Origin of the sequence: Gulosibacter molinativorax, from assembly GCF_003010915.2 — a bacterium.
In the GTDB taxonomy this organism is placed as follows: Bacteria; Actinomycetota; Actinomycetes; order Actinomycetales; family Microbacteriaceae; genus Gulosibacter; species Gulosibacter molinativorax.
This window is the reverse complement of sequence record NZ_CP028426.1, coordinates 558,161-584,283: the sequence shown is the minus strand read 5'-3', so window position 1 is coordinate 584,283 and position 26,123 is coordinate 558,161. Positions and strand designations below refer to the sequence as shown.

At 66.6% G+C, this 26,123-nt stretch carries 19 protein-coding genes; 8 read left to right on the top strand and 11 right to left on the bottom strand.

Annotated features, from left to right (window positions below):
• Positions 1–26 precede the first annotated feature (26 nt).
• The 6 genes from GMOLON4_RS02840 to GMOLON4_RS02815 form a co-directional block, all read right to left on the bottom strand.
• Complete coding sequence (locus tag GMOLON4_RS02840) at positions 27–518, bottom strand: peptide deformylase (RefSeq protein WP_026936055.1); 492 nt, start codon at positions 516–518, stop codon at positions 27–29.
• The gene (locus GMOLON4_RS02835) at positions 515–1,936 is read right to left on the bottom strand and encodes a mycothione reductase (RefSeq protein ID WP_035731859.1); all 1,422 of its coding nucleotides are present in this window, start codon (positions 1,934–1,936) and stop codon (positions 515–517) included. Before GMOLON4_RS02835 ends, GMOLON4_RS02840 begins: the two co-directional genes overlap by 4 nt.
• A 42-nt stretch (positions 1,937–1,978) precedes the next feature.
• Entirely contained in the window at positions 1,979–5,407 is a 3,429-nt protein-coding gene (locus tag GMOLON4_RS02830; protein ID WP_026936057.1) for a pyruvate carboxylase, read from the bottom strand.
• A 110-nt stretch (positions 5,408–5,517) separates the two neighbouring features.
• On the bottom strand, positions 5,518–6,063 hold the full coding sequence (locus tag GMOLON4_RS02825; RefSeq protein WP_026936058.1) for a MerR family transcriptional regulator: 546 nt from the start codon (positions 6,061–6,063) through the stop codon (positions 5,518–5,520).
• A gap of 327 nt (positions 6,064–6,390) precedes the next feature.
• Positions 6,391–7,110, bottom strand: a complete 720-nt coding sequence (ftsR, locus tag GMOLON4_RS02820; protein WP_035731862.1) for a transcriptional regulator FtsR — start codon at positions 7,108–7,110, stop codon at positions 6,391–6,393.
• 5 nt (positions 7,111–7,115) lie between these two features.
• Positions 7,116–7,616, bottom strand: a complete 501-nt coding sequence (locus GMOLON4_RS02815) for an FHA domain-containing protein (protein ID WP_035731865.1) — start codon at positions 7,614–7,616, stop codon at positions 7,116–7,118.
• 147 nt (positions 7,617–7,763) lie between these two features.
• On the opposite strand from GMOLON4_RS02815, the gene GMOLON4_RS02810 reads away from it, so the two are divergent.
• The 4 genes from GMOLON4_RS02810 to GMOLON4_RS02795 all read left to right on the top strand — a co-directional run bounded on the left by GMOLON4_RS02810 (position 7,764) and on the right by GMOLON4_RS02795 (position 13,492).
• Positions 7,764–8,609, top strand: a complete 846-nt coding sequence (locus GMOLON4_RS02810; RefSeq protein WP_051266194.1) for a DUF3097 family protein — start codon at positions 7,764–7,766, stop codon at positions 8,607–8,609.
• 80 nt (positions 8,610–8,689) lie between these two features.
• The gene (locus GMOLON4_RS02805; protein ID WP_026936061.1) at positions 8,690–9,151 is read left to right on the top strand and encodes a hypothetical protein; all 462 of its coding nucleotides are present in this window, start codon (positions 8,690–8,692) and stop codon (positions 9,149–9,151) included.
• A 34-nt stretch (positions 9,152–9,185) separates the two neighbouring features.
• Positions 9,186–10,352 carry an exonuclease SbcCD subunit D gene (locus GMOLON4_RS02800; RefSeq protein ID WP_026936062.1) on the top strand — a complete coding sequence of 389 codons (1,167 nt, stop codon included), beginning with the start codon at positions 9,186–9,188 and terminating at the stop codon, positions 10,350–10,352.
• Positions 10,349–13,492 carry an AAA family ATPase gene (locus tag GMOLON4_RS02795; protein ID WP_026936063.1) on the top strand — a complete coding sequence of 1,048 codons (3,144 nt, stop codon included), beginning with the start codon at positions 10,349–10,351 and terminating at the stop codon, positions 13,490–13,492. Before GMOLON4_RS02800 ends, GMOLON4_RS02795 begins: the two co-directional genes overlap by 4 nt.
• On the opposite strand, the gene GMOLON4_RS02790 is transcribed toward GMOLON4_RS02795, so the two are convergent.
• Positions 13,489–14,148: an alpha/beta hydrolase gene (locus GMOLON4_RS02790; protein WP_051266197.1), complete on the bottom strand. Its 660-nt coding sequence runs from the start codon at positions 14,146–14,148 to the stop codon at positions 13,489–13,491. The two genes, GMOLON4_RS02795 and GMOLON4_RS02790, sit on opposite strands and share 4 nt — an antisense overlap.
• A gap of 186 nt (positions 14,149–14,334) precedes the next feature.
• Positions 14,335–15,801 carry an SPFH domain-containing protein gene (locus tag GMOLON4_RS02785; RefSeq protein ID WP_026936064.1) on the bottom strand — a complete coding sequence of 489 codons (1,467 nt, stop codon included), beginning with the start codon at positions 15,799–15,801 and terminating at the stop codon, positions 14,335–14,337.
• A gap of 150 nt (positions 15,802–15,951) precedes the next feature.
• On the opposite strand from GMOLON4_RS02785, the gene hrpB reads away from it, so the two are divergent.
• The 3 genes from hrpB (at position 15,952) to GMOLON4_RS02770 (ending at position 21,536) form a co-directional block, all read left to right on the top strand.
• Positions 15,952–18,483, top strand: coding sequence for an ATP-dependent helicase HrpB (hrpB, locus tag GMOLON4_RS02780; RefSeq protein WP_035731868.1), 2,532 nt, complete (start codon positions 15,952–15,954; stop codon positions 18,481–18,483).
• An 81-nt stretch (positions 18,484–18,564) separates the two neighbouring features.
• A complete protein-coding gene (locus GMOLON4_RS02775; protein ID WP_026936066.1) occupies positions 18,565–19,704 on the top strand; it encodes a baeRF11 domain-containing protein in 1,140 nt (379 codons plus the stop codon).
• A gap of 38 nt (positions 19,705–19,742) precedes the next feature.
• Positions 19,743–21,536, top strand: coding sequence for a DEAD/DEAH box helicase (locus GMOLON4_RS02770; protein WP_035731870.1), 1,794 nt, complete (start codon positions 19,743–19,745; stop codon positions 21,534–21,536).
• A gap of 111 nt (positions 21,537–21,647) precedes the next feature.
• Here the strand turns inward: GMOLON4_RS02770 and GMOLON4_RS02765 are convergent, their stop codons facing one another.
• The 3 genes from GMOLON4_RS02765 to GMOLON4_RS02755 all read right to left on the bottom strand — a co-directional run bounded on the left by GMOLON4_RS02765 (position 21,648) and on the right by GMOLON4_RS02755 (position 24,858).
• The gene (locus tag GMOLON4_RS02765) at positions 21,648–22,520 is read right to left on the bottom strand and encodes a VOC family protein (RefSeq protein WP_106486581.1); all 873 of its coding nucleotides are present in this window, start codon (positions 22,518–22,520) and stop codon (positions 21,648–21,650) included.
• A gap of 129 nt (positions 22,521–22,649) precedes the next feature.
• Positions 22,650–23,783: a heparan-alpha-glucosaminide N-acetyltransferase domain-containing protein gene (locus GMOLON4_RS02760; protein ID WP_084147328.1), complete on the bottom strand. Its 1,134-nt coding sequence runs from the start codon at positions 23,781–23,783 to the stop codon at positions 22,650–22,652.
• The gene (locus GMOLON4_RS02755) at positions 23,776–24,858 is read right to left on the bottom strand and encodes a pirin family protein (protein ID WP_051266203.1); all 1,083 of its coding nucleotides are present in this window, start codon (positions 24,856–24,858) and stop codon (positions 23,776–23,778) included. The genes GMOLON4_RS02760 and GMOLON4_RS02755 overlap by 8 nt, the downstream gene beginning before the upstream one ends.
• Before the next feature lie 78 nt (positions 24,859–24,936).
• On the opposite strand from GMOLON4_RS02755, the gene GMOLON4_RS02750 reads away from it, so the two are divergent.
• A complete protein-coding gene (locus GMOLON4_RS02750; protein WP_146137441.1) occupies positions 24,937–26,103 on the top strand; it encodes an MFS transporter in 1,167 nt (388 codons plus the stop codon).
• The last annotated feature ends 20 nt before the right edge of the window (positions 26,104–26,123 follow it).

Sequence of the window (26,123 nt, the reverse complement as noted above, 5' to 3'; positions counted from 1 at the left end):
CAGGCCGGCCGCCAGGGCGGCGAGCGCTAGAACCAGTCCGATTCGCGGATCTGGCGCATCGCCGCCCTTCGCTCGTCCTTGGCGAGGGTGTCGATATACACCTTCCCCTTGAGGTGGTCCGTCTCGTGCTGCAGCATCTGGGCCATGAGGCCCTCGCCCTCGAGCACGACCTCGTTCCCGTCGAGATCGATGCCGCGCACCCGCGCGAACGGGTAGCGCTTGGTCTTGAACCACAGGCCGGGCACCGACAGGCAGCCCTCGTCGATTTCGGTCGGTTCCCCGCGCACCTCTTCGAGCACCGGGTTCAGCACGTAGCCGGTCTTGCCGTCGATGTGCCAACTGAACGCCTGCAGGCCAACGCCGATCTGGGGAGCCGCGACCCCCGCGCGCCCCTCGAGTGCCGTGCTGTCGAGCAGGTCGCGGACGAGATTGCGCACGTTGTCATCAATCTTGGTGATGGGGTCGGCCGGGGTGCGCAGCACCGGGTCGCCGTAGTAGCGGATGTCGCGGACGGTCACTTCTGGATTTCCTCCTCTGCGTGGAGCAGCGCGTTCTCAATAATCTCGGTGGCGGCGGGGTGCGGCCAGTACTGGCCACGCGCGAGCCCCTTGACGGACTGGCCGAAGCTCGCCGCCTGAATGAGCGGCTGCAGCAGGATAGGCGCATCCGGCCCGATGATGTGGGCGCCGAGAAGCTTGCCCGAACCGCGCTCGACCACGAGCTTGCAGAAGCTTTCGGTGTCTTCGAGCGCCCAGCCCCACGCGGTGCCGCCGTAGTCCTGGCGCACCTCGATCGCATCCTTGCCAGCCGCCTTTGCCTCGTCGAGGGTCGCGCCGAACACCGCGATCTCGGGAGCGCTAAAGACCGTGTACGGAACGGGACCAAGCGTATTTGCGGTGAGCGGCGCATCCGCCCGCTCGGCGACGAGGTTACTCGCGACGATGCGCGCGTCCTGGTTCGCGACATGCTTGAGCTGATGCGGCGAGGAAATATCGCCGAGTGCATACACTCCCCCGACGGGCTGGCCGCCCAGGAGCACGCGCTGGTACTCGTCGACCTGCAGCCGACCATCCTCGTGGTGGTCGAAGCCCGCGGCCGGTGTGTCGAGTCGGTCGGTATTGGGCCTGCGGCCGGCGGCGACGAGCACCGCATCCGCCTCGAGCGTGGATGCATCGGTCAGCGTCAAGGTCCAGCCAGCATCCCCGTGGGTCGCCTCGGCGACTTCCACGCCGGTGCGGATCGTCCAGTTGCGCGATCCCGCACTCGTGAAGGTCGCGCGGATATCGCGGTCGAGATCACGGAACAGCGGCGACCGGTTGATCTGAGTGACCTCAGCGCCGAACCCGGAATAAATCGCGGCGAACTCGGCGGCGACCACGCCACCGCCGATCACGACGATACGGCCCGGCAGTGACTCGAGCCGCATCGCGTCATCGCTCGTGAACACGGTGTCGCCGAATGGCAGGACCTCGAGCTCGCGGGGCCGCGAGCCACCGCCAATGACGATCTGGGATGCGCGCAGCACGCGACCCGAGGTCGTCGTGATCTCGTGGGTGCCCGTGAAGCGGACTGTCTCGCGTACGAGTGAGATATTGGGCTCCCCCGAGTCACGGTAAGCCTCACCGCCCTGCGAAATCGGGTCGATTCGCCCGAAGACCCGGTCCCGGACCGCGTTCCAATCCAAGTCAACGCCAGCCGTGGAAACACCGAGCCGGCCGGCCTCGCGCACATTTCGCGCGAGGTCGGCCGGGCGGACGAACATCTTCGTCGGGATGCAGCCAGCGTTGAGGCACGTGCCCCCGAACCAGCGACCGTCGTCGACAATCGCGATCTTCAGGTCGCTCAGTGCTGGCGACGGGATGCTGTTTCCCGAGCCGGTACCAATGATGATGAGGTCAAACGTCTCGACGCGATCGTTCGCGGTGTTGCTGGCCATGGCCCTCACTGTCAAGTTAGGGAGCCATGGCCAGCGTGCTTGCTACTCACCGCCGATGGCTCCGATGTTGTCGTCCGGACGGATCACGACGAGCAGATCGCCGTGGTCAACTTCCTCGGGTGCGCTCAGCACCACTCGCTCGATGATACCCGCGGTCGTCGCGGTGATGGACGCCTCCATCTTCATCGCCTCGATGGTCGCGACCTGGTCGCCCTGGGCGATGTGGGCGCCCGGCTCGACACGAACCGTCACCACGCCCGAGAATGGCGCGGCGACGTGGCCGATGTTGCTGCCATCCGCCTTCTCGCGGGTGACCGTGTCGACCTGCACGTGGCGGTCGCGTACGAGGACGGGACGGAGCTGACCGTTGAGCGTGGTCATCACTGTGCGCTTACCTTCGTCATCCGGCTTGCCGATCGCCTCGAGCGTGACGAAAATGTCGACGCCCTTGCCCAGGCGCACGCGCTTCTCGTCGCCCTGTTCGAGCCCGTAGAGGTACTCGATCGAGTCGAGCACGGACAGGTCGCCGAAGAGCTCCTTCGTGTCCTCGTAGATCGCCGTCGGCTGCGAGAAGAGGAAGCGGTTGAGCGTCTGGCGGCGAGTCGCGGAATCGCCCGCGAGCCCCTGCTCCTCGGCCTCGGTAAGCGGCTTGATCTCGATGTTGACGTTCTTGCCGGCGAGCGCCTTCGTGCGGAAAGGCTCGGGCCAACCGCCGGGGAGGTTTCCGAGCTCGCCCGCGAGGAAGCCGATGACCGAGTCCGGCACGTCGAAGCGGTCAGGATTCTGCTCGAATTCTTCCGGGTCCGCGTTCACCGCGACCAGGTGCAGCGCGAGGTCGCCAACCACCTTCGACGACGGCGTCACCTTCGGGATGCGTCCCAGGATGCGGTCCGCTGCGGCATACATGTCCTCGATGCGCTCGAAGTGGTCCGCGAGGCCAAGCGCGATCGCCTGCTGACGCAGGTTGGAGAGCTGACCCCCGGGAATCTCGTGACGGTAGACACGTCCGGTGGGGCCGGGTAGGCCCGACTCGAACGGGTGGTAGATGTGACGGACCGCTTCCCAGTAGGGCTCGAAGTCGGTGACCGCGTTCAGGTCGAGCCCGGTGTCGCGATCGGTGCCCTCGAGCGCCGCGATGAGCGCGCTCATCGAAACCTGGCTGGTCGTGCCCGCCATCGGCGCGGAGGCGACGTCCACCGCATCCGCACCCGCGCGGCTCGCTTCGAGGAGGGTGCCGAGCTGGCCACCGGCCGTGTCGTGGGTATGCACATGCACGGGCAGGTCGAATCGCTCGCGCAGCGCCGTGACGAGCTTGCCCGCGGCGGCCGGACGCAGGAGTCCAGCCATGTCCTTGATCGCGAGGACGTGCGCGCCCGCGTCGACGATCTGCTCCGCGAGTCGGAGGTAGTAGTCGAGCGTGTAGAGGTCCTCGTTCGGGTCGAGCAGGTTGCCGGTGTAGCACATCGCCGTCTCGGCGACAGCGGTGTCGGTCTCGAGGACTGCCTCGATCGCGGGACGCATCTGCTCAACGTCATTCAGCGCGTCGAAGATACGGAAGATGTCGACACCGGTTGCCGTTGCCTCACGGACGAATGCCTGCGTCACCCCGGTCGGTGACGGTGTGTAGCCGACAGTATTGCGGCCGCGCAGCAGCATCTGGATGGGCACGTTGGGCATTGCCGCACGCAGCTTCTCGAGGCGCTCCCAGGGATCTTCGCCAAGGAACCGGAGCGCCACGTCGTAGGTCGCGCCGCCCCAGGCCTCGACCGAGAGCAGTTCGGGGAGCTTCTTCGAGGCGTACGGCGCGGCGATCGTGAGGTCCTTCGTGCGGACGCGCGTCGCGAGCAGCGACTGGTGCGCATCGCGGAAGGTGGTGTCCGTGACGCGAAGACGGTTGTCTGCGCGCAGGGCCTGAGCCCAGGCCGAAGGGCCAAGCTCGAGCAGCGCATCCCGCTCGCCACGCGGTACCTCGAGTTCGTCGACGCGCGGCAGCTTGAGGCGCGCCCGAGTCGAGGTGGGTCGCTCGCCGTTCGGCTGGTTAACCGTGACGTCGGCAAGCCAGTTCAGCATCTTGGTCGCGCGGTCGCCCGACTTCTTGTAGTGGAACAGCTCGGGGCGTTCCTCGATGAACCCGGTCGACAGGTCGCCACGCTGGAAGGAGTCGTCCGCGAGCACGGCCTGAAGGAACGGGATGTTCGTCGCGATACCGCGCACGCGGAACTCGGCGAGCGCGCGGCGGCCGCGCTGCACCGCGGTCTCGAAGTCGCGGCCGTAGGAAATGAGCTTGAGCAGCAGCGAGTCGAAGTACGGCAGAACCTCGGCACCGGTCGAGATCGTGCCGCCGTCGATGCGGATGCCCGAGCCACCGGCCGAGCGGTAGGTCGTGATCGTGCCAGAGTCGGGGCGGAAGTCGTGAGCCGGGTCCTCCGTGGTGATGCGGCACTGCAGGGCAAAGCCGCGCATCGAGATGTTGTCCTGCTCGAGCTCGAGGTCGGCGAGCGTCTCTCCCGCGGCAATGCGCATCTGCGACTGCACGAGGTCGACGTTGGTGATCTCCTCGGTGATGGTGTGCTCGACCTGGATGCGCGGGTTCATCTCGATGAACACGTGCTCGCCAGCGCGCTCTCCGGCAGTGTCCACGAGGAACTCGACGGTGCCGGCGTTGGCGTAGTTGATCGACTTGGCGAACGCGACCGCATCCCGGTACAGGGCCTGCGCGAGCTCGGGGTCGAGGTTCGGGGCCGGCGCTATCTCGACAACCTTCTGGTGTCGGCGCTGCACCGAGCAGTCGCGCTCGAACAGGTGAACGACCTCGCCGGTGTTGTCGGCAAGGACCTGCACCTCGATGTGGCGCGGGCGAAGCACACACTGCTCGATAAACATCGTGTCGTCACCGAACGCGGACTTCGCCTCCTTCATGGCCGACTCGAGCGCCCCACGGAGGTCGTCACGTGTCTCGACGCGGCGCATCCCGCGCCCACCACCGCCCGCGACGGCCTTAGCGAAGACCGGGAAACCGATCTCGTCGGCCGCCGCGATCAGCGCGTCGATATCGGTGGACGGATCGGACGACTTGAGCACGGGCACGCCCGCGCGAATCGCCTGCTGCTTCGCGTGCACCTTGTTCCCCGCGTTCGCGAGGACCTCTGCCGACGGGCCGATGAACGTGATGTCGTTGTCGGCACACGCCTTCGCCAGGTCGGCGTTCTCGGAGAGGAATCCGTATCCCGGGTAAATCGCGTCCGCGCCACTCTCGAGCGCGACGCGAATGATCTCGTCGATGTTCAGGTACGCCTGTACCGGAGACCCCTCTGACCCAATCTCATACGCCTCGTCTGCCTTCAGACGGTGAAGCGAATTACGGTCTTCGAACGGGTAAACCGCAACTGTGCGGGCTCCCAATTCAACTGCGGCGCGAAATCCTCGGATCGCGATTTCGCCACGGTTTGCTACAAGGATCTTCTTGAACAAACGATGCCCCCTTTGGCTGGCTCACAAGTGTTCTCATGAATATAGCCGAAGGGGGCACAAATCCGAGCGACTCGAATTAGGCGATATCTACAAAGCGGAAGGTGGATTTCCTAGCTGGCGCGGTTTTTCCGGCGTGCGGCGAGCTCATCCATGGGGTCAACCTCGTCGGTTTCGATGTCTACGAGGTTATCTTCGACCTCTCGTAGTACCTGTCCAACAAAAATGCCGAACACTCCTTGACCGCGTTGCACGAGGTCAATGACCTCGTCGTTGGACGTGCAGAGGTACACGCTCGCGCCGTCCGACATCAGCGTCGTCTGCGCAAGATCGGTGATTCCCGCGTCGTGCAGCTGCTCAACCGCGACCCGAATCTGCTGCAGCGAGATTCCCGTTTCGAGCAGACGCTTCACAAGCTTCAGCACGAGGATGTCGCGGAACGAGTAGAGGCGCTTCGACCCGGAGCCAGACGCATCCTGGATGCTCGGCTCGACAAGATTCGTGCGTGCCCAGTAGTCGAGCTGCCGATACGTGATGCCCGCTACCCGAGCGGCAACGGCACCCCGATAACCGAGATTGGGGTCGAGATCGGGAAGCCCGTCGGTAAATAGCAGCTCTTGCTGAGGCCCGCTCGAGCCTCCATCGTTCTGCACACTCATGACGCCACCTTTCTTGCCCGTCGCAATGCCTGTACTAACGCTAACTTCCACCGGCGACACTCGTAGGAGGCGCGCCCGCTGAAGTTTTCGCCGCCAGGCGAACTCTTAGGCCACACTCAGTCTAGGTGAGGCCGCGCCATACCTCGAGGGTCGAAATACAACGATGTGATCGTTTCATCGGCGAGCGGGAGTTGTGGGAGCCACGCCGAAAAATCTAACGTTCAAGTAGAGCTTGAGACCAAACCGTAATCTTGCCGCGTCTCGACTTGCCGCTCGAATGACTTGGCGACGAGCGGTCCAGAGACCTCGCCTCAGAGACCGAGCGGATCAGCGACCATTGTGGCGATCGCGCAGCGACTGCCGCACGAGACCCCGCCGAACCCGCTCCAACGCATCCGCGAGTTCCTCCGCCTTAGCCTCGGTGCGGTGCCGATGTGTCGAGTCCGGCTTGCGGGAAATTCCGGTCAGTGCCTGCTCGATGAGGCCGATCTCGTGTTGCGCCGAGGTGCGAAACGGGCGCAGGTGGCGCGGGCCGATGCCGCTTCGCTCAAGCTCGATCAGTGCCGTGAGCATGTTGAGGTCGTCGGCGGTGAATGTCGTTGCCCGCGGCAATAGGCTCGCCGCCTGCGCCTGCTCCAGGAGTTCTCGGGATGCGCCCGAACGACGCAGCAGCTCTTCGCGGCTGAACTCGGCCTCGCTCGAGAAGATGCTACCGCCATTCGCTTTCGGTCGCGGCGCGACGGGCGTCGGCAGTTCCGGACGCTCGCCACGATCGAGCGACTCGAGGTGTTCCGCGATGACCTTCAGCGGGAGATAGTAGTCACGCTGCAGCGCGAGGATGGTCCGGATTCGCTCGACGTCCGCATCCGAAAACTTCCGGTATCCCGAACTCGTCCGGGCAGGATGCACCAGCCCCTGTTCCTCGAGGAAACGAATTTTCGAGGGTGTGAGCTCTGGATGTTCGGCGCCGAGGCGCTGCAAGACCTGACCGATGGACAGCTTTGGGAGCGCCCCGGAGCTTCGAGACGCGGCAGAACCCAATCCCATAGGGACTACTCGGCTCCCATTGCCGGCGCACTCGCGTCGAGCGGCGACGCATAGAACGTGAGGCGGTACTTACCAATTTGTACCTCGCCACCGTTCGCGAGCTGCACCTGATCGATGCGCTCCCCGTTGTAGTAGGTACCGTTCAACGAGCCCAGGTCACGAACCTGGAAATTGCGGCCTTGGCGGGTGAACTCAGCGTGGCGGCGCGAGACCGTGACATCATCGAGGAAGATCTCTGCGTTCGGGTGACGCCCGGCAATCTGCAGATCGGTATCAAGCAAGAATCGAGCCCCGACGTTGTTCCCGCGGCGGACGATCAGGAGCGCAGACCCGGACGGCAGAGCGCCAATCGAGTCCATCTCTTCTTTGGATACTCCACCGGCGATCAGCGCTGCGAGCTGCGCGCTAAAGTCCCCGGTGAAGGACATCGTCGAAGATGTTTCCGGCTCCGGGGTGGCGCCGGCGTTTGAGCTCTGATCAGAATCTCGCTCGTCGAACTGCGCCATTTATTCCTCCTGCTTGGTCAAGACTGTCAACCCTACCGCACCCACGGCGATGGCAATCTCTCCCAATAGTGCCGGGGTTTCCTGGGACAACTCTAAAGCAGGTGTCGAGGCCGCCCCTGAGTAGGCCTCCGGGCTACACTGCAGCGCGTGAGCTTCGATGACCGTTACGACCGTGATCCCCTAACGACCTTCCGCGAGAGCAAGCGCCCCCGCAAGCCTCGCGAGGTGACCGCCCGCCGAGGGATGTGGCTCGAGGATGCGCCGACACAGTTTTATGGGCAGCTCGTCGCGGCCGATCGTGAGACGGTGACGCTCGCGGATGCGGATGGGCAGCGGCGGTCGTTTCCGCGGCACGGCACCTTCATGGACGACGAGGGCGCCGTGAAGCTCGCCTTCCGTGCCCCGACGCAAAAGGGCCCCGCGAGGAGCGCATCCGGATCGTTCGTGGTGCAGAACGCGCCCGCCCGCGTCGCGCGCGCCGGGCGAATCTTCGTCGAGGGCAAGCACGACGCCGAGCTGGTCGAGAAGGTCTGGGGTCACGACCTGCGCGTCGAGGGCGTCGTCGTCGAGTACCTCGAGGGTGCCGACCACCTCGACGCCGTCCTGAGCGAGTTCGGCCCGACGCCGTCGCGCCGGGTGGGTGTGCTCCTCGACCACCTCGTTAAGGGTTCGAAAGAGACCAGGATTGCGCAGGGCATTACCCAGCAGTTCGGCGCGGATGCGGTGCTCGTCGTCGGCCACCCCTACGTTGACGTCTGGCAGGCCGTGCGCCCACAGCGCCTTGGCCGGGAGGCCTGGCCTGTGATCCCGAAGGGGCAGTCCTGGAAACACGGGATCTGCGCGGCCCTCGGTCTCCCCCACGACGACCAGGCCGACATTGCGAACGCGTGGCGACTCATCCTGGATCGAGTGCGTGACTGGAAGGACCTCGAGCCATCGGTCATCGGTCGGGTCGAGGAGCTCATCGACTTCGTGACCGCGCCGGGCGAATAACGCGGGCCTGGCAGCGATCGGGCGAATAAACACGGCCCAAGGAAAGCACGCTGCCGCGTCGGAGCCATAGGCTTACGCGCATGTCCCCTCGAGTTGCCTACGCGCTGCGCATCATCCTTCCCGCCATCTGGATCGGCATGATTATCGCCATCGATCTGATCGAGGCACCGTTGAAGTTTCAGGCGCCCGGCATCACGATTCCCCTTGGCCTCGGAATCGGGCGACTCGTGTTCCTCGCAATGAACATCGTGGAGCTGATCATTGCGATCACACTGGCCGTCGCGCTATGGCACCCCCGCAGCGACCGCCGCACCTGGATGTTGTTTGGTGGGCTCGCCCTCGTGCTTGCGATCAAGCTTTTCGTGGTCCGCCCGCTCCTCGCGCAGCACACCAACGCGGTGCTTGCGGGCGAGTCGACCGGCGGATCGACGACGCACTATTTCTATATTGCTGCCGATGCGGTGATCGGCATCTTGCTTGTCTGGTTCCTCGTGGCGCAGGTTCGACGCATCCTGCCGAAGGTGCCCGTCGTCGTGGAATAGCGACCGAGTCGGTGGCTGCCGATAGCCTTCGGGCATGAGGATTTTGCACACTTCCGACTGGCACATCGGTAGAACCTTTTTCGGCGAGCAGGTTGGCGAGAATCTCCGCACCGTACTGGCCTCGCTGACGGAGGCCGTGCGCGCGCAAAACGTCGATGTCGTTGTCGTGGCGGGCGATATTTTCGACACCGCGGTGCCCGCCGCGGGCGCCTATGACGCCCTCACTGAAGCCCTCGTCGCGTTGCACGAAACGGGCGCGGTGGTCATTCTGACGAGCGGTAATCACGACTCCGCCGCGCGGCTGCGATTCCAGTCACGCTGGGCACGCGAGTCGGGCATCCACGTGATCGCGGATCCGGAGGCGATATTCGAGACGGTGACGCTCGAGGATGAGTTTGGTCCGGTCACCTTCTACGGAGTCCCCTACCTCGAACCGGCCCTCCTACGGCATCTTGACGGCGCCCCGCAGACTTGTGCACAGGCCGCGGTGATGCAATGGGCCGCCGACCGGGCTCGGGAACACTTGGCAACACACCCGGCCCGCTCAGTGTTCATCGGTCACTGCTTCGCGGCCGGCGTACCCGCCTCGGCAAATGCCGAGGACATCGAGCGCGACCTCACGGCCGGCGGCCTCGACGTCGTCCCCCTCGAGACCTTCGACGGCTTCGATTACGTCGCGCTGGGCCACATCCATGGCCGCGCCGAGCTGCGCGCGAACATCCGCTACTCGGGGGCACCGCTGCACTACTCGTTCTCGGAGGCGGGGGCGCCACGCGGTGCCTGGCTCATCGATTTCGATGGCGCGGGTTTCTCGAGCGCCGAGTGGCTCGAATTGCCCGTGCCGCGCCCGCTCACGCGGCTACGCGGAGAGATCGACGAGCTGCTTGGGCACGAGTCGTACGCGAAGTATCGCGATCACTGGATCGCCGCGTCCCTCACCGACCAGGCGCGCCCCCTCGACGCGATGGCGCGGCTACGGAGCCGTTTTCCGCACGCGATCCATGTCGAGCACACGCCCTTGACGCGAGCCGACAAGAGCGCGGAGACCTACGCCGAGAAGCTGGCTGCCGCGGTCACGGACGAGCAGCGGGTGGCGCGCTTCCTCGAACACACGAGAAACGGCGTCGGCCCGACCGCCATCGAGCAGGAAATTCTGGCCGAGGTCTTTGAGCAGATCACCGTGGAAGGAGCGACCCGATGAAGATCCTCAATCTGGAGCTGGAGGGCTTCGGCCCCTTCCACCGACGACAGGTCGTCGACTTCACGCAGTTCAGCGAGGAGGGGTTGTTCCTCATCGGCGGCAAGACCGGAGCCGGGAAATCGAGCATCCTCGACGCCATCACGTTCGCGCTCTACGCCCGGACCCCGCGCTACGACGCCGAAGCGCCGAAGAGCGTGCGCAGCGACTTCGCCGAGGTGGGCGATGCCACCCAGGTCACGCTCGAGTTCGAGCACGGCGGTCGGCACTTTCGCATCTCGCGCTCGCCCGGCTATGAGGTGCCCAAGAAGCGCGGCGAGGGGACGACGCCGCAGCAACCGAAGCAGGAATTCGCGTACCTCGACGGCGAGACATGGGTCAGCACGGGAACCAAGGCAAATGTCGTCGCGGAACAGTTGCGCGAGGTCTTTCCCCTCAACGCGGACGAGTTCCTCCAGGTCGTCATGCTCGCGCAAAACAAGTTTCAGGAGTTTCTGCACGTCGAATCGAAGGACCGGCAGCAGGTACTCCGGACGCTCTTCCGCACCGCGAAATACAAGACGTTGTCCGACCGAATTTCGGAACGCGCCAAGGTCTCGGGCGACGCGCTCGATCGGCTGCGCGAGCGGCTGACGGAGATCGCCGACTCGCTCGAGGCGCGCCGGGATGCGATCGATGCGGCGAGCGAAGTCGGTGCGGCAGGCAAGGTGGCAGCTGGCGAGGTCATTGCTGACGACGGCACGACGGTGGACGGTACCGCAGCGGACGAAGATTCGGCGGCTGGCGAGCACTCGGCAACCGCCGAAGGCTCTGCCACCGGGGAGAAGCTGCCAGCCCCGCGCGACATCACCGCCGCGTGGCTCGCGGCGTTCGTCGAGCACGCGGGAGCCGAAAAGCTCCGACGCGAATCGATCCGAGACGAGCGATCGGCGACGCGCAAGGCTGCGGACGAGTCGCTCCGAAAGATCCGCGAGGTCCAGGAACGCCAGGCGCGACGTGACGGGGCGCTGCGGCAGCGGGATGCGCTCCTCGCTGACGAAGAGCGGCTTAAGCGAGACGTGATCGCCAAGCTGGTCGTGGATGAGAAGGCCGCTCGTCTGTCACCGCGTGTGGACACGTATCGACGCGCCGTCGACGCTCGTGAAACGGCGCAGAAGGCGCTGCTCAGCGCGGTCGATCGGCTGGAGCGCGAGCTCGACGTCGAGACCGCCGCGACCAGAACCCCGCTGCCGAATCGGCCGCATCCGGGCATCGACGACGCCGAGGTCCTGGCCCGTGGACTCGTTGAACAGATCGGCATCCTGAAGCAGTCCGAAAACATCGACTCGCTCATCACGAAGAAGCAGCGCGAAATCGACCTGAGCACCGCCGCCGCGCAACGCGCCGAACAAGAGCTGGCGGATCTCAATGAGCGAATCGCGCAGCGACCGGAGCAGCGAAACACTCTCTCCGGCGAGTTGTCGGCCGCTCGTGAGCGCGCCAAGGGCGCGGAGGCGGCCGAGGATTCCGTCGCTCGGGCGCAGGCGCAGCTCAACGCGGCTCGCGCGCTGCCCGGATGCGATGCCGCGATCGAGAAAGCGCAAGAGGCGGTGTCTGCTGCGCTGACCGCCTCGGTACAGGCCGGCCAGCACGAAAGCGACCTCTGGACCCAACGCTTGGCTGGCTCCGCGTCGAGCCTCGCCGAGCAGCTCGTGCCCGGCGAGCCGTGCCAAGTATGCGGCTCGGTCGAGCATCCCGCGCCGGCCATCCGCAAAGTCGAGCCGGTGACCGACCAGGCCCTCGACTCTGCGAAAGCAGCATCGCGCGCGGCCCAGGACCTGGCAAATAAAGCCCACGACGCCCTCGCGACCGCGAAAAGCAAGGCGGAGGGCGTCCGTACCCAGGCTGGCGGGCTCGGCGAAGATGCGGCAACCGAGAACCTTGTCAAGGCGCAGGCGACGCTCAAGAGCATCCGGGCCGCTGCCGGCGAGATAGCCACAATGACCGAGTCGCTCGAATCACTCCAGCGCGCAGCAGCACAAGACACCGAGGAGTCCACCCGACTCACCGCCGCGCGCGAGGCGGCCCAGACCGAACTGACGACGCTCGGCACCCAGCTGACCGACCTCCGCAACCGGGAGGTCGAACTTCGCGGGGACTACCCGAGCGTCGCCGAGCGGCTCGCCCGTGCGACCGCGATCCAGGCGGAGAGCCAATCCGTGGTCGACGCCAAGGCCGAAGCCCGCCGCACGGGAGAGACTGCGAATGCGACCAAAGCGGAACTCGATGCGGCGCTTGAGGACAGCGAATTCTCCACCGACTCCGAAGTTGTCGAGGCCAGACTGACGGATGCGGTCCGCAAGCAACTGAAGGCCGAGCGCGAGACCTACAACAAGAATCTGCATGCCACCGAGGAGACCCTAAGCTCCCCCGAGCTCCAGGGCCTCCCGGACGCACCGGTGGACGTTCACGAACCCGAGCGCATTGCCCGCGAGGCGCAAGACCTGCTCGACGAGGCGAATCGCACCCTGGGCGTGGCCGAGACCCAGCTCGCCGACGTTCGCACTGCCGTCGACACCGCGAACGACGTGCTCCGCGAGATCGACAACCTCGGCGAGCGCGCCCAGGCCGAGCAGGACCTCGCCCAGGCGCTCAGCGGTCAGAACGAGCGGAAGCAGAACCTGGAAGCGTTCGTGCTGGCCGCCTACCTCGAGGAGGTGCTCGCGGCGGCGAACGCGCGCCTCAGCGACATCACCGCGAACCGCTACGAGCTCGAACTCGACGACGAGCTCGCGGGCCACGGCCGACAGTCCGGCCTCGGGCTGAAAATCTTCGACGTGTACAACGGCAAGTCTCGGCCGCCGAAGTCGCTCTCGGGTGGCGAGACTTTCCTCGTCTCGCTGGCGCTCGCGCTCGGACTGGCGGACGTCGTCTCGGCCAACTCCGGCGGCATTTCCCTCGACACGCTGTTCATCGACGAGGGCTTCGGCTCCCTCGACAGCGACACCCTCGAGGTCGCGATGCGCACCCTCGACCAACTCCGCGAGGGCGGCCGCACGATCGGTGTGATCAGCCACGTGGGATCAATGCAGGAGCGCATCCCGGCGCACGTGCAGGTGAGCGTGCGCGCCGACGGATCGAGCGAAATCAGCGCCGAGGTCTAAGCGCCGGTGATGCCAAGTCCGTCGAGGAAGACGCGGAGGTCCTGGAGCTCCTCTTGCGACACCGCGTGCGCGAGTCCCGGATAGACTTTGACTGTGGCGTCGGTGAACTCAGTCACCCACTCCTCCGTCGCAGCAAACCGGTGCTCCTGAATGATCGGATCCGCCGTGCCTCGCCCGAAGAAGACGCGCTTGTGCTCCTCGAGCAGCCGCGCATCCGACTCTCGGGGAGTCGGATCGACGAACCCGGAAAGGATCGCGGCGGCGGCAATCTCGACTCGTCCCGAGCGCAGCAGCTCGGTCGTCATGAGCCCGCCCTGCGAAAAACCGATCGGCACGATCGGCTGGCCCGAAGTCTGGCTCTCGATGAACCCCTCGAGCCCCGCGAGCGCCGCGTCGATTGCCCCGCGATCAATGGGTCCGCCTTCGGAAAGCGGGAACCAGGCCGCGCCGCCGGTCGGCAGTGCGTACGGCGCACGCACCGAGAGCCAGTCCCAGCCGTCGCCGAGGTGCGGGGCGAGGCCCGGCAGATCGCGCTCGTGTGATCCGAAGCCGTGGATGAACAGCAGGAGCGGCCGACCGTCGGGGCCGGATTCGCGCGGGCCGACCGCGGCCGGGATCGGGGCAGAGCTCGGGGCAGGGCTGATCTCTTGAGTCATGGGAGACAGTTTTTCACGAGACGGTGTCACGAGACGCTGCCACCTGACACGATTGCCTGAAATCCAAGCCGGGCACGACGACCACAGTTGGCCCGGAAACCGTTCTGGCCCCGAAAGCGCATGCTTTCGGGGCCAGGACAGTTCCGCGGGCGACGCAGGCTGTGAGCCGGATCTACTCCGCCGGATCTACTCCCCCGACTCGGTCTTCCCGCGCAGCGCCTCACCGAGTGCGCTGCCGGTGCGCTCACCCTGGATACTCGACTGGATGATGGCGCCGAGGTCGATGCCGGTCGCGGCCTCCACCGCGTCGAACGGTGCCTTCAGCGTCGCGGCGGACTGCGCGGCCTGGTGCTCGGCAGCGCCTTCGGTCGAGATGACCGTGTAGCCGCCGATGGCGGTCTGTGCCTTCGCGAACTCGGCAACCATCGGTACGAGCTGGTCGATGAGCTTCTGGGTGATGAGCACCTGCTCGTGCTTCTCGATCGACTCACCGATCGCGAGCTGGGCGGCCGCCTCGGCCTCACCGGCCTGGCGAATCGCCTCTGCGTCGGCCTCAGCCTGGACTCGACGCGCGTGTGCCTCGGCGTCTGCCTCTGCGCGACGCGCGGCCGCTTCGGCCTCGGCCGCGGTAGTGCGGGCACTCGCGTCGGCGCGGGCCGCGGTCGTGCGCGCGTGCGCATCCGCCTCTGCAACCTGCTTGCGGGTGTCTGCTTCCTTGGCCTGCTCGTACGCGCGGGCGTCGGCGCGACGCTCCTGCTCGTAGAGGCTCGCATCCGCGACCTTCTTCACCTCAGCATCGAGCTGCGACTGCTTGTTGTTCGCTTCCTGCTCGAGGACGGCCTGCTGCAGCTCGGCACGGCGCAGCGCCTCTGCCTGCTCTGCCTCGGCGTTGGCGCGGCCCACTCGCGCCTTCGCGTCCGCCTCGGACTCCTGGAACTGCGTGCGCTCGACGAGCGTTTCCGCATTGGTCTCAATCTGGCGCTTCGCGACGGCGCGTTCGGCGTCGATCCGCGCGGTGTCCGCCTCACGGTGCACGCGCTGGAGCTCCTGCGCACCGAGCGCCTCAATGTAGCCGCCCTGGTCGGTGATGCCGAGAATCTGGAACGAGTCGAGCACGAGGCCCTGGCGCTCGAGGTCGCCCTCGATACCCTCCGCGATCTGCGCGGCGAGTGCCTTGCGGTCCTTCATGAGTGTCTCGACGGTAAGCGTCGCAACGACGCCACGGAGCGCACCTTCGAGCACCTCGGTCGTGAAGGCTTCGATCGCGCGGTCCTGCGACAGGAATCGCTCGGCGGCACGGCGGATGAAGTCCGGCTGCGAGCCGATCTTGACGAGCGCAATTCCCTCGACGTCGACGGTCACGCCGTTCGCGGCCTGCGCGGTCGGCTTAATCTCGATCGACCGCGAGCGCAGCGAGAGCTTCGACGAGCGCTGAGTGAAGGGATTGACGAAGAGACCGCCACCGGACACCACGTCGATCTTTGAGGATTCGGCACCCCGCTTTGCCTTTCCGGTGATGACGAGCGCTTCGTCAGCCGCGGCGGTCCGATACCAGGTTCGGGTGATGATCGCGAAGATGATCGCGAGCACCACGAGGACAACGATGACGACGACTACGCCCACTATGACAAGCGGCGTGGCGAAGAAATCCATGTGGCTGTGGCCTTTCCCTGTGGGCCGGCCGATCCGACCCCTCTGTGTCTCCAGTATTCCCGGCTTCTGACGCCCGGTGCATCCAACACTGGTTGCATCCGATCGCGGAGTTCGGCGATTCGCGTGCCCCGGGTACGATCTGGCACACCGATGTTCAATCTCAGTGCGATCTCCCACGGGCTCCCCGCCGCCGCGATGGTGCCCGATCTCGAGCGTGCGCTCGCGGGGCGCGGGCGCGTGGTGGTCGAGGCCCCACCTGGCTCCGGGAAGACCACGGTCGTGCCGCCGGTCGCGGCAAACGCGCTCGGCCGGGTCATCGTGACCCAGCCACGGCGGATCGCGGCCCGGGCAGCGGCGGCGCGCCTCGCATCCCTGACCGGCACGAAGCTCGGTCGCGAGATTGGCTACTCGGTTCGAGGCGACTCGCGCACCAGCGCATCGACGAGGATCGAATTCGTGACGGCGGGGTTACTGCTGCGGCGGCTGCTCGCCTCGCCTGAACTCGAGGGCGTCGACGTCGTCATCATGGATGAGGTCCACGAGCGGGATCTCGATGCCGATCTGACGTTCGCGATGCTGTGTGAGGTCGCGGAGCTTCGCGATGACCTCGCGCTCGTTGCGATGTCGGCGACGATCGACGCGGAGCGCTGGGCCCGCCTCCTCGGCGAGGACGTCCCGATCGTGCGCACGCCAGCGCAGCCCCACCCGCTCGAAATTAGCTATGCCCCGGCACCCGGCCCGCGACTCGATCAGCGCGGGGTGAGCAGGCCGTTCCTCGAGCACGTGGCCCACACCACCGCAGCCGAACTGGCGAAGCTCGATGAGGGCGCGGCGCTGGTGTTTGTTCCAGGCGCGTGGGAGGTCGACACGGTGGTCGCGCGGCTGCGAGACCTCGGCGTAGACGCCCTGCCGCTGACCGGATCGCTGAGCCCGGCGGCGCAGGATGCGGCGCTTCGTCCCGATCCGAACCTGCGTCGGCGCGCGGTCGTCGCGACGTCGGTGGCGGAGTCCTCGCTCACCGTCCCGGATGTGCGGCTCGTGATTGACTCGGGCCTCGCGCGGGAGCCGCGGTTGGATGTTGAGCGCAATATCGCGGGACTCGTCACGGTTCCCGTCGCCCGCGCCTCGGGCGATCAGCGGGCCGGGCGTGCGGCCCGCACTGGCCCAGGCGCCGCCGTCCGGCTCGTGGCGGAACACGAGTGGGCGACGTTCCCGGAGCACGCGCGACCCGAGATCCTGACGGCCGACCTCACGAGCGCCGCGCTGACGCTCGCGGTCTGGGGCGCGCCCGGCGGCGAGGGCATGGCGCTCCCCGACGCGCCAGAGCCGCGCGCCCTCGCTCGCGCACACGAAACACTCGCCGCGCTCGGGGCGATCGAGTTGGTCGAGGATCGCGTCACTGTGACCGAACGGGGGCGGTTGCTCGCGCGCATCCCGACGCATCCGCGCCTCGCGCGCGCCCTGGTCGACGCGGCCGAGCTCGTCGGCGCAACGAGCGCCGCGCAGGCCGTCGCCGCGATCGAGTCGGATGCGCGCGCTCCGGGAGCCGACCTCGCCGCGCTCGTAAGGCAGTTGCGTCGCGGCGGGACACCGGCGACGCGCCGCTGGCAGGAGGATGTGCGCCGACTCACCGCGCTGCTCCCCACTCGCGAGAAGGCGCGGGCCGAAAAGGCGCCGACTAACCAGGCATCGCCAGCACCCGCCTCAGACGACTCCCTCGCGCTCGTCGTGGCGCTCGCCTACCCCGACCGCATCGCGAGGCAGCGGGGCGCCGCGGGTGACTATCTCCTCGCGAGCGGCACGGGTGCCACGCTCCCCGCCGACTCCGCACTCTTCGGCCAAGAGTGGCTCGCCATCGCCGACCTCGCAAGAACTCCCCGCGGCACGATTATCCGCACCGCCGTGCCCGTATCCGTCGACACCGCGCTGCTGGTGGCGGGACCGCTCGCCGGTGAGCGAGTCCACACCGTCTGGCGCGACGATCGCGTGGTCGGGCGGCGCATCCGCGCGATCGGGGCGATCGAGCTCTCGAGCGTCGCGGTGGCGCCCAACCCGGCGCAGGCCCGAGCGGCTGTGATCGCCATGCTGAAAGAACGCGGACTCGGCGCGCTCACCTGGTCTGACGAGGCCGCAGAACTGCGGGCGCGCCTGGGCCTCCTTCACCGCGAGCTCGGCGAACCCTGGCCCGACGTCTCGGACGCGGCGTTACTCGAGCGTCTCGAGGAATGGCTTGGTCCCGAACTCGACCGGATCGCATCCGGAACAAGCCTGAACCGCATCCCGCTGCTCGACCCCGTGCGAAGGCTGTTGCCGTGGCCCGAGGCCGCGCAACTCGAGGCGCTCGCGCCGGAGCGAATCGAGGTGCCGAGCGGGTCGCAGATTCGCCTCGACTACCCGGCCATCGACGAGCCGGATGCGAAGCCCATTCTCGCCGTGAAGCTGCAGGAGTGCTTCGGCTGGGTCGAAACCCCACGCATCATCGACGACCGGGTGCCCGTACTCCTCCATCTGCTCTCCCCAGCCCGCAGGCCCCTCGCTGTGACGGATGACCTCGCGTCGTTCTGGGCGAACGCCTACGCGCAGGTACGGGCCGAGATGCGCGGCCGCTACCCCAAGCATCCGTGGCCCGCGGACCCGCTCACCGCGCCCCCGAAACGCGGAACGAAGCGTTCCGCGCACTAGGCATCGTTTCCCGCAACGATCGGCATTTTCCGATCGGTGCGCATTGATTGAGTTCCAACGATCGGTGCGTAGTATGCGGAGATGAGCATCGATATTCCCTCTGCAGAAGAATTCGCCAATCTCACGAAGCACCGCAACGTCGCGAGTGTGTCGATCTATGTCAGCGCTGCTGCGAATGGCGACGGTGGGGCTGTCGTCCACGACACCGAAGCCGTCCGACTCGCGCTGCGATCAGCGACGAGTGAAGCACTGCGCGAGCTTGCGCAGATCGACGTGCCAAAGTCCGATCGCGACGCGATTGCCGCGCACGTCCACACGCTCGAGAGTGACCGCGATTTCTGGGCCTCGCAGGCCCGCACTGTCGCGGTCTTCGTGTCGCCCGAGGGGCTCAGCGCCTTCCGGCTCATGAATCACCTCGCGAACCTCACGGCCGTCGGCGACCGCTTTGATGTCGGGCCGCTCGTGCGCTCCGCCAGCTTTCGCCACACCGGCTATGTCCTCGCGCTGACGGTTGGCGACGTGCGGTTGCTGTACCTCGACGCGCAGGCGAACCGTCGCGAGGTGGCGCTCTCGACGCTCCCCGACGATGCCGCGGATGTGCTCGGTCGCGACGTGAACGGCGGTCGCGCCGATCGGCACAAAGCCGACGGCACACTCGGGCCGAAGGTCGAGCTGCGCCGCTATTGCTCGATCGTGCAGGATGCGGTTCGTCACGAAATCGGGGACGACACGAGCCCGCTCGTCCTCGCTGCGGGCCCCGATCTCGCATCCGCCTACCGTGCGATTAACACGAGCGACAATCTCGTCGAGGAGGGCATCGAGGCGAACCCGGCCTCCCTGTCGCTCGCCGACCTCGAGAAGCGTGGGCGTGAAGTGCTTGACCGTCGCTACGCGGCGAAGCTCGCGGAATGGTGCGAGACCTTCGGGAACCGGCAGCCGCAGCAGCGCGCGAGCGCAAACCTCGAGGCGGTGGCGCAGGCGGCGAGTGCCGGACAGGTCGAGTCGCTCCTCTTCGATATCGACACGAACGACGAGGGCGTGATCGACGAGTTTGGGGAGATCTTCAACGTACCTGAACCCGGGCCGACGACGTATCGGCTCGTCGACGAGATCGCCGCGCGAGTGCTTCGCACCGGAGGACGTGTCGTCGCGGTTCGTCGGGCTGATCTGCCGGAAGACTCGCCAGTTGCAGCCACTTTCCGAGCGACGATTAACGCGTAGGCATCCGAGAGCGACAATCACCGAGTAGCCTTAAGCGTATGACGCCTCAATCGAATGGCCCTGAATCAGAGGCGCAAGACGCCACCCCTACGTTTGCAGAACTCGGACTGAGCGCTCCCGTACTCGAAGCCATCACGGCCATCGGTTACGAGCGCCCGTCGCCCATCCAGGCCGCGACCATCCCGACCCTCCTCGAGGGTCGGGATGTTGTTGGTCTCGCCCAGACCGGTACGGGAAAGACGGCAGCCTTTGCGCTTCCGATCCTGTCGCGCATGGAACCCGGGGCGCGGGTGCCACAGGCGCTCGTACTTTCCCCCACACGTGAGCTCGCGCTCCAGGTCGCCGAGGCCTTCGAGAGCTTTGCCTCCAAGATGCCGGAGGTCAAGCTCCTGCCGATCTACGGCGGCCAGGCTTATGGCGGCCAGTTGTCCGCGCTGCGTCGCGGCGTGGATGTGGTGGTCGGCACCCCGGGCCGCATCATGGACCACCTCAAGCGCGGCACCCTCGATCTCTCCCAGCTGAAGTACCTCGTGCTTGATGAGGCCGACGAGATGCTCAAAATGGGCTTCGCCGAGGACGTTGAGACGATCCTCGCCGACACTCCATCGGACAAGCAGGTCGCGCTGTTCTCAGCGACGATGCCGCCGCAGATTCGCCGTATGTCGCAGAAGTACCTCAACGATGCGGCCGAGATCACGGTGAAGTCGAAGACCACGACCTCGGCCAACATCTCGCAGCGGTACCTCGTCGTCTCGTACCCGCAGAAGGTGGATGCGCTCACCCGCATCTTCGAGGTCGAAGAGTTCGAGGGCATGATCGTCTTCGTCCGCACCAAGAGTGAGACCGAGCAGCTCGCGGAGAAGCTCCGGGCGCGCGGGTTCTCGGCCGGCTCGCTCAATGGCGACGTTCCTCAGGCACAGCGCGAGCGGCTCGTCGACAATCTCAAGACCGGCAAGCTCGACATCCTCGTCGCGACCGACGTCGCGGCCCGAGGTCTCGATGTCGACCGCATCACGCACGTCGTGAACTTTGACATTCCCACCGACCCCGAGTCGTACGTGCACCGCATCGGCCGCACCGGTCGCGCAGGCCGCACGGGCGCCGCCATCAGCTTCGTCACCCCGCGCGAGCGTCGCCTGCTCAACCACATCGAGCGCACGACGCGCCAGCCGATGGAAGAAATGCAGTTGCCCACCGCGGCGGATGTCAACGAGACGCGCCTGGCGCGCTTCGACGACGAGATCTCCAAGGCGCTGCAGCAGACCGAACGCATCACCGCCTTCCGCGACATCATCGACCACTACGTGCGTCACCACGACGTGCCGGAGTCGGACGTTGCCGCGGCCCTCGCCGTGGTCGCGCAGGGCGACCAGCCCCTGCTCCTCGACCCCAACGACGACAGCCTCTTCAAGCGCCAACACAACGATCGCGATCGGGATAGTCGAGGCCGCGACCGAGACCGGGATCGGGATGACCGCGGGCCGCGTCGCCGCTCCTCGGAGGGCATGTCCCCCTACCGCATCGAGGTCGGTAAGCGCGACGGCGCACTGCCGGGACGCATCGTCGGCGCGATCGCGAACGAGGGCGGGTTCTCGCGCGACGAGATCGGCGCGATCAATATCTACCCGAGCTTCTCGATCGTAGAGCTCCCGTCAAACATTGACTCTTCGGTGCTCGACAAGCTGCAGAACACCCGCGTCGGCGGCCGCCCGATCGAGATCAAGCCGGACCGCGGCGGTAAGCGCGGCGGTGGCGGAGGCGGAGGTCGTGGCCACGGCGGCGGCTGGAACAACTCCGACCGCGGCTCGCGCAAGCCGTTCAAGCGGTACTAGCGGTATTCGCCGTAGTCTCGGCTCCGAGTTCCGGCTCCCGCGAAGCGCCAATAGAGAACGCCGCCAGGATCGAAATCCTGGCGGCGTTCTCTATTGGCGCTTCCCCGAGGGCTAGCGGGCCAGCAGATCCTCGGCGCTGGCCGCGGGCAGCGCGACGGTTACCTGGGTGTTCCACGGATCGCGCGCCACGACGGCATTCCCCGAGTCCTCGAACTGGATGTTCTTGGCGCGAAGTCGGGCGACGAGCGCATCCAGGTCCTCGCGGGCTGGGACGGTCACCGCGACGTCACCGAGGCCGAGCGTCGCGGCGCGAGGGGCGGCCCCAGCGCTGTTCCACACGTTCATGGCCACGTGGTGGTGGTAGCCACCGGCCGATGCAAAGAGCGCGCCCGAATAGCTTGCGAGCGTCGCCTCGAAACCGAGCGCATCCACGTAGAAGTCGCGAGCGGTCGCGAGGTCCCCAACCTGCAGGTGCACGTGGCCGATGACGCCGACCTGCTTGGCGGCGTTCGCGAGCACGTTCTCGTCGAGGTGGGTGCGCAGGTAAGCATTCGGGTCGAGGTAGGTCGTCGTCATGTCGATCTCGTGAGCGGCGTTCCTGTGCCACTGGTCGCGCGGGCGATCGATGTAGAGCTCGATGCCGTTGTTTTCCGGGTCCTGGAAGTAGAAGGCTTCGCTCACCGAGTGATCGCTCGAACCCGCGAAGCGGCTGCGCTGATCAGATGCGGCGCTGTAGACGGTCGCGGCGAGCGAGGCGTGGGTGTCGAACAGGAACGCCGTGTGGAAGAGGCCCGCCGAGCGAAGATTCACCTCGGGCAGCCCCTTCGTTTCAACCAGCCGGATGAGCGGCACGTCGCCGCGGCCGAGCACGCGCTGCACTCCCTCACGATTCGCGCGTTCCTCGATCGGCACGAGGGCAAGCGCGCTCTCGTAGTAGCTCGACATGTTCTCGAGGTCGCCGACGCGTAACGTGACCGCATCCATCCCCGTTGCCGGGTTCAGGATGCGCTCATTGACCTGAGACTGGATCTGTTGGGTGTGGTCAGCCACGACGCCTCCAAGCGTTGAACATTCGCGCAATCGTTCATTGCGCCTACAACCATTAAGATACGCCTATTTAGTTGTAGCTGCAACCATTTTCTCGTAGCCGCCCAGGGCCGCATCCGAGACGAGCTTCACGACCCGCTCGAGCGGGCCGCGATCGAAGAGCGCGGCGAGGATCGTGCATCCGATAACAAGGCCGAGTGTCAGCCAGCCCCACACCGCGGTGTCGTGCGGCAGCGCCGCGGGCCCCCACCCGAGCAGGATGACGACAAGGTGCCCCGTGTATGCGGTCAGTGGCATCGCGCCGAGCGCGGCGATCGGGATGAACGGCACCCGCAACGGCCCCGCGGCGAGCAGGCAGAGGCCAATCACCGCCACTGCGAACCCGCCCGAGCCCAGGGTCTCGAGCGTTCCACCCGAGTGTGGATAGCTGGCGACCAGGCTCCGCGTCATGAGCTCTCCAGCCTCGGTGAGTTCCGCATCCGGGTTGTTGAAAGGACCATGCACTTGAGAACCCTCGGCGCCGCCAAGCGCCGCCGAGAGTGAGTAGGCCAATACCGAGATCCCCGCCCCGAAGGCGACGAGCACGCCCGCGATGCCCTTGTCCGCCAACGGCAGGCGACCGATCGCGAGGCCGACGAGGATGAGCGGCAGCCAAACGCTCAGCGGATAGGTACCGAAGAGCACGAGCTGTGCGCCGGGCCCCGCGATGTCGCCGACCGTGTATTCGAGCAGATCGGTCCAGATGGGCCCAAACACGGCGATCACCCCGGCAGTCACGAGGAGCGCTGGGATCGACATTCGAACGAATGGAATCGCGATGACGTACAGGATGCCGTAAAAGGTGAGAATCACGGCGACCGGCACCGTCAGCAGCTCGCAGAAGAGGCCGAAGAGGAAAATCATCGAACCGCGGGCGAAGAGCATGAGCCGGTATCGCGGCATCGACGCCCGATCCGGGATGCTCGTTCGACCCGTCATGATGGCGATAGAGATGCCCGCGAGCACGCCGAACAGAATGGACGAGCGCCCGTTCACGATGCCGGGATACGTCTCGGGTTCCCAGATATTGACCTCGCCGAACGTGGCCACGTGGGCACCGACCATCCCGATGACCGCGAGCGCCCGGGCCACGTCCAGGCCCATGATGCGGGGTGGTTGCCCGTAGTCGCGCAGCCGCTGCCACGGCGTCACATTAGTCATCCCGTGACGGTTCGGTGCCGGTCGTCCGCGAGGGCTGCGACCGCGGTTTCATGCGCGTGATGGGTAGTTCCGGCGCCGGAAGCGGGTCCGGCTGTCGCGGTGGGAACGTGCCGAAGCGGAGCTCTTGCTCGGTGTCCCGTTCAGTGCCTGGTTCGCCGTCTCGTTCAAAGCCCATCTCGCGCTGGTACTCCTCGCGAAACGCGACGATCTCGTCGTGGTCGCGACCGATGAAGTTCCACCACATCACGATGGGTTCGCCGAGCGGTTCGCCACCGATAAAGAGTGCGAGGACGGGAGCATCGCCCGCCTCGATCCGGATCATTTCCTGGCCCGCGTCGACGACCGCGAGATGGTCGGCGAGGACGGGCTGTCCGCTCACCCAAACCTCGCCCCACACCGGCAGCAGCGCGTGCTCGTGTGAGGCGGGCACCGCGATCTCAAGGACCGTGCGCGGCTCCAGGCGCAGCTCGGCGCCGGAGAGCTCCGCGTAGGTGCGCAGCGACGACGCCGCGCCGAGCAGCTCCCCCGCGAAGACGCGCGCGACCCAGCCCTTGCCCTGGACGGGCTCCGGGCGGTGGTTGTCGAGCGAGGGTTCGACGAAGCGATTCTCGTGCGGGAACGCGTACCACAGCTGCGCTCCGTGCAGCACCGTCGTCTCTTCGGTCGAGAACTCGGAGTGCGTAATGCCGCGCCCCGCGTTCATGAACACGGCGTCTCCGGGCGTGACGGTCGCCCAGTTCCCCGCCGAGTCGATGTGATCGATGGCGCCCTCGAATAGCCACGACACCGTCGCGAGTCCCGTGTGCGGGTGCCGCGGCACCGCCATGCCACCAGTCTTCGAGACGTCATCCGGCCCATAGAAGTCGAGGAAGCACCACGGCCCCACGAGCGAACGTGCCCGCTGCGGGAGCAATCGCTTCACGGTCATCGCCCGCGGACCGCCCAGTGGCACGAATCGCGGCTCGAGGAAAGAGACAGCTTCGCCAGCCTCGATCACGCCCGTGCGCAGGCCCGCCGTGGTGTAACTGCGGTTCTCACAGACCCGTTCTTCCGGATCGTGTTCCGTATTACTCATCGTCGCTCACTTCCCGGGGCGGAGTCGGGGCAGGCGCCTCGACTGCAGGACACCCGACCATGATTACACTCGACTGTGATGGCTACCCCAGAACGCGTCCGACTACGCCGTGCCCGGGTGGCCGCGACCGTCGCGTTCGCGGTGAATGGCGCGATGCCAGCGACGCTTTTGGCACGCTACGCCGAGGTGCGAAGCGCGCTCGATGTCTCGACGGGCCTCTTCGGTATTCTCATCGCCGCCCTCACGGTTGGCGCCGCCCTCACGTTCAGCGTGCCGGGTGTCCTCTTGCGCCGATTCGGCAGCAGGACGATCGCCGTGTCCGGCACGGTCGCGACTACCTTCGCCTTCGTCCTCGCGGGCGTGGGCGTCATGACCGGCAACGTGTGGCTGTTTGCCCTCGGGCTCCTCGTCGCCGGCTTTTGCGATTCGACGGTGGATGTGGCCCAAAACGCGCAGGGTCTACGGGTCCAGGCGGCGCTGGGCAAGTCCGTGCTCACCTCAATGCACGCAGGCTGGAGCGTCGGCGCCGCGGTCGGCGGCGCGGTCGGGACGCTCGCGGCGACGCTCGGCGTGCCACTCGTCGTGCACTTGGTGATCTGGGCCATCGTCTGCTCCGCCGCGATGGCGCTCGCCGGTTCCCAATTCCTCCCCGTGCACCGCGGCGAGGACGAGGAGGCTCCCGGACGCATCCCCGCCTCGGTCTGGAAATATCTCGTCCCGATCCTCCTCGTAGCGATCGCGGGCATCCTGGTCGAGGACATCGGCAACAACTGGTCGGCGGTCTTGCTCAACACCGAGCGCGGCGTCGACGCGGCGCAATCCGGCGTCGCACTCACGACGCTCCTCAGTGCGCAGTTCGTTGGCAGACTGTTCGGGGATGCGGCCATCGATCGGTTCGGACGTCGCCCCACGCTCATCGCGAGCCTCGTCGGCATCCTCGCGAGTCTCAATCTCATCGCCTGGGCGACCGAACCGTGGCTGACGCTGCTCGGCTTTGCGCTCGCCGGCGTGAGCTGCGCGGTGACGGTTCCGCTCGCCTATTCGCTCGCGGATGGCATCCCCGGCATGCGCGCCCACTCGGGTGTGACGCTCCTCGCCTGGATCATGCGCGTGGCGACGATTGGGTTGACGCCCGCAATTGGTGGGATAAGCGCGCTGACGTCGCTTCCCGCGGCTATTTCCCTGATGTCGCTGCTCGCGGCAGCAGCGCTCGCGGCAATGCTGTGGCGGCCGAAGAAATCCTGAACGCGGCACCGAAAACCGGT

Coding starts and splice junctions, on each gene's coding strand:
- GMOLON4_RS02835 (WP_035731859.1), bottom strand. CDS start 1,936: ATGGCCAGCAACACCGCGAACGATCGCGTCGAGACGTTTGACCTCATC.
- GMOLON4_RS02825 (WP_026936058.1), bottom strand. CDS start 6,063: ATGAGTGTGCAGAACGATGGAGGCTCGAGCGGGCCTCAGCAAGAGCTG.
- ftsR (WP_035731862.1), bottom strand. CDS start 7,110: ATGGGATTGGGTTCTGCCGCGTCTCGAAGCTCCGGGGCGCTCCCAAAG.
- GMOLON4_RS02815 (WP_035731865.1), bottom strand. CDS start 7,616: ATGGCGCAGTTCGACGAGCGAGATTCTGATCAGAGCTCAAACGCCGGC.
- GMOLON4_RS02805 (WP_026936061.1), top strand. CDS start 8,690: ATGTCCCCTCGAGTTGCCTACGCGCTGCGCATCATCCTTCCCGCCATC.
- GMOLON4_RS02800 (WP_026936062.1), top strand. CDS start 9,186: ATGAGGATTTTGCACACTTCCGACTGGCACATCGGTAGAACCTTTTTC.
- GMOLON4_RS02795 (WP_026936063.1), top strand. CDS start 10,349: ATGAAGATCCTCAATCTGGAGCTGGAGGGCTTCGGCCCCTTCCACCGA.
- GMOLON4_RS02790 (WP_051266197.1), bottom strand. CDS start 14,148: ATGACTCAAGAGATCAGCCCTGCCCCGAGCTCTGCCCCGATCCCGGCC.
- GMOLON4_RS02785 (WP_026936064.1), bottom strand. CDS start 15,801: ATGGATTTCTTCGCCACGCCGCTTGTCATAGTGGGCGTAGTCGTCGTC.
- hrpB (WP_035731868.1), top strand. CDS start 15,952: ATGTTCAATCTCAGTGCGATCTCCCACGGGCTCCCCGCCGCCGCGATG.
- GMOLON4_RS02775 (WP_026936066.1), top strand. CDS start 18,565: ATGAGCATCGATATTCCCTCTGCAGAAGAATTCGCCAATCTCACGAAG.
- GMOLON4_RS02770 (WP_035731870.1), top strand. CDS start 19,743: ATGACGCCTCAATCGAATGGCCCTGAATCAGAGGCGCAAGACGCCACC.
- GMOLON4_RS02765 (WP_106486581.1), bottom strand. CDS start 22,520: ATGGATGCGGTCACGTTACGCGTCGGCGACCTCGAGAACATGTCGAGC.
- GMOLON4_RS02760 (WP_084147328.1), bottom strand. CDS start 23,783: ATGACTAATGTGACGCCGTGGCAGCGGCTGCGCGACTACGGGCAACCA.
- GMOLON4_RS02755 (WP_051266203.1), bottom strand. CDS start 24,858: ATGAGTAATACGGAACACGATCCGGAAGAACGGGTCTGTGAGAACCGC.
- GMOLON4_RS02750 (WP_146137441.1), top strand. CDS start 24,937: ATGGCTACCCCAGAACGCGTCCGACTACGCCGTGCCCGGGTGGCCGCG.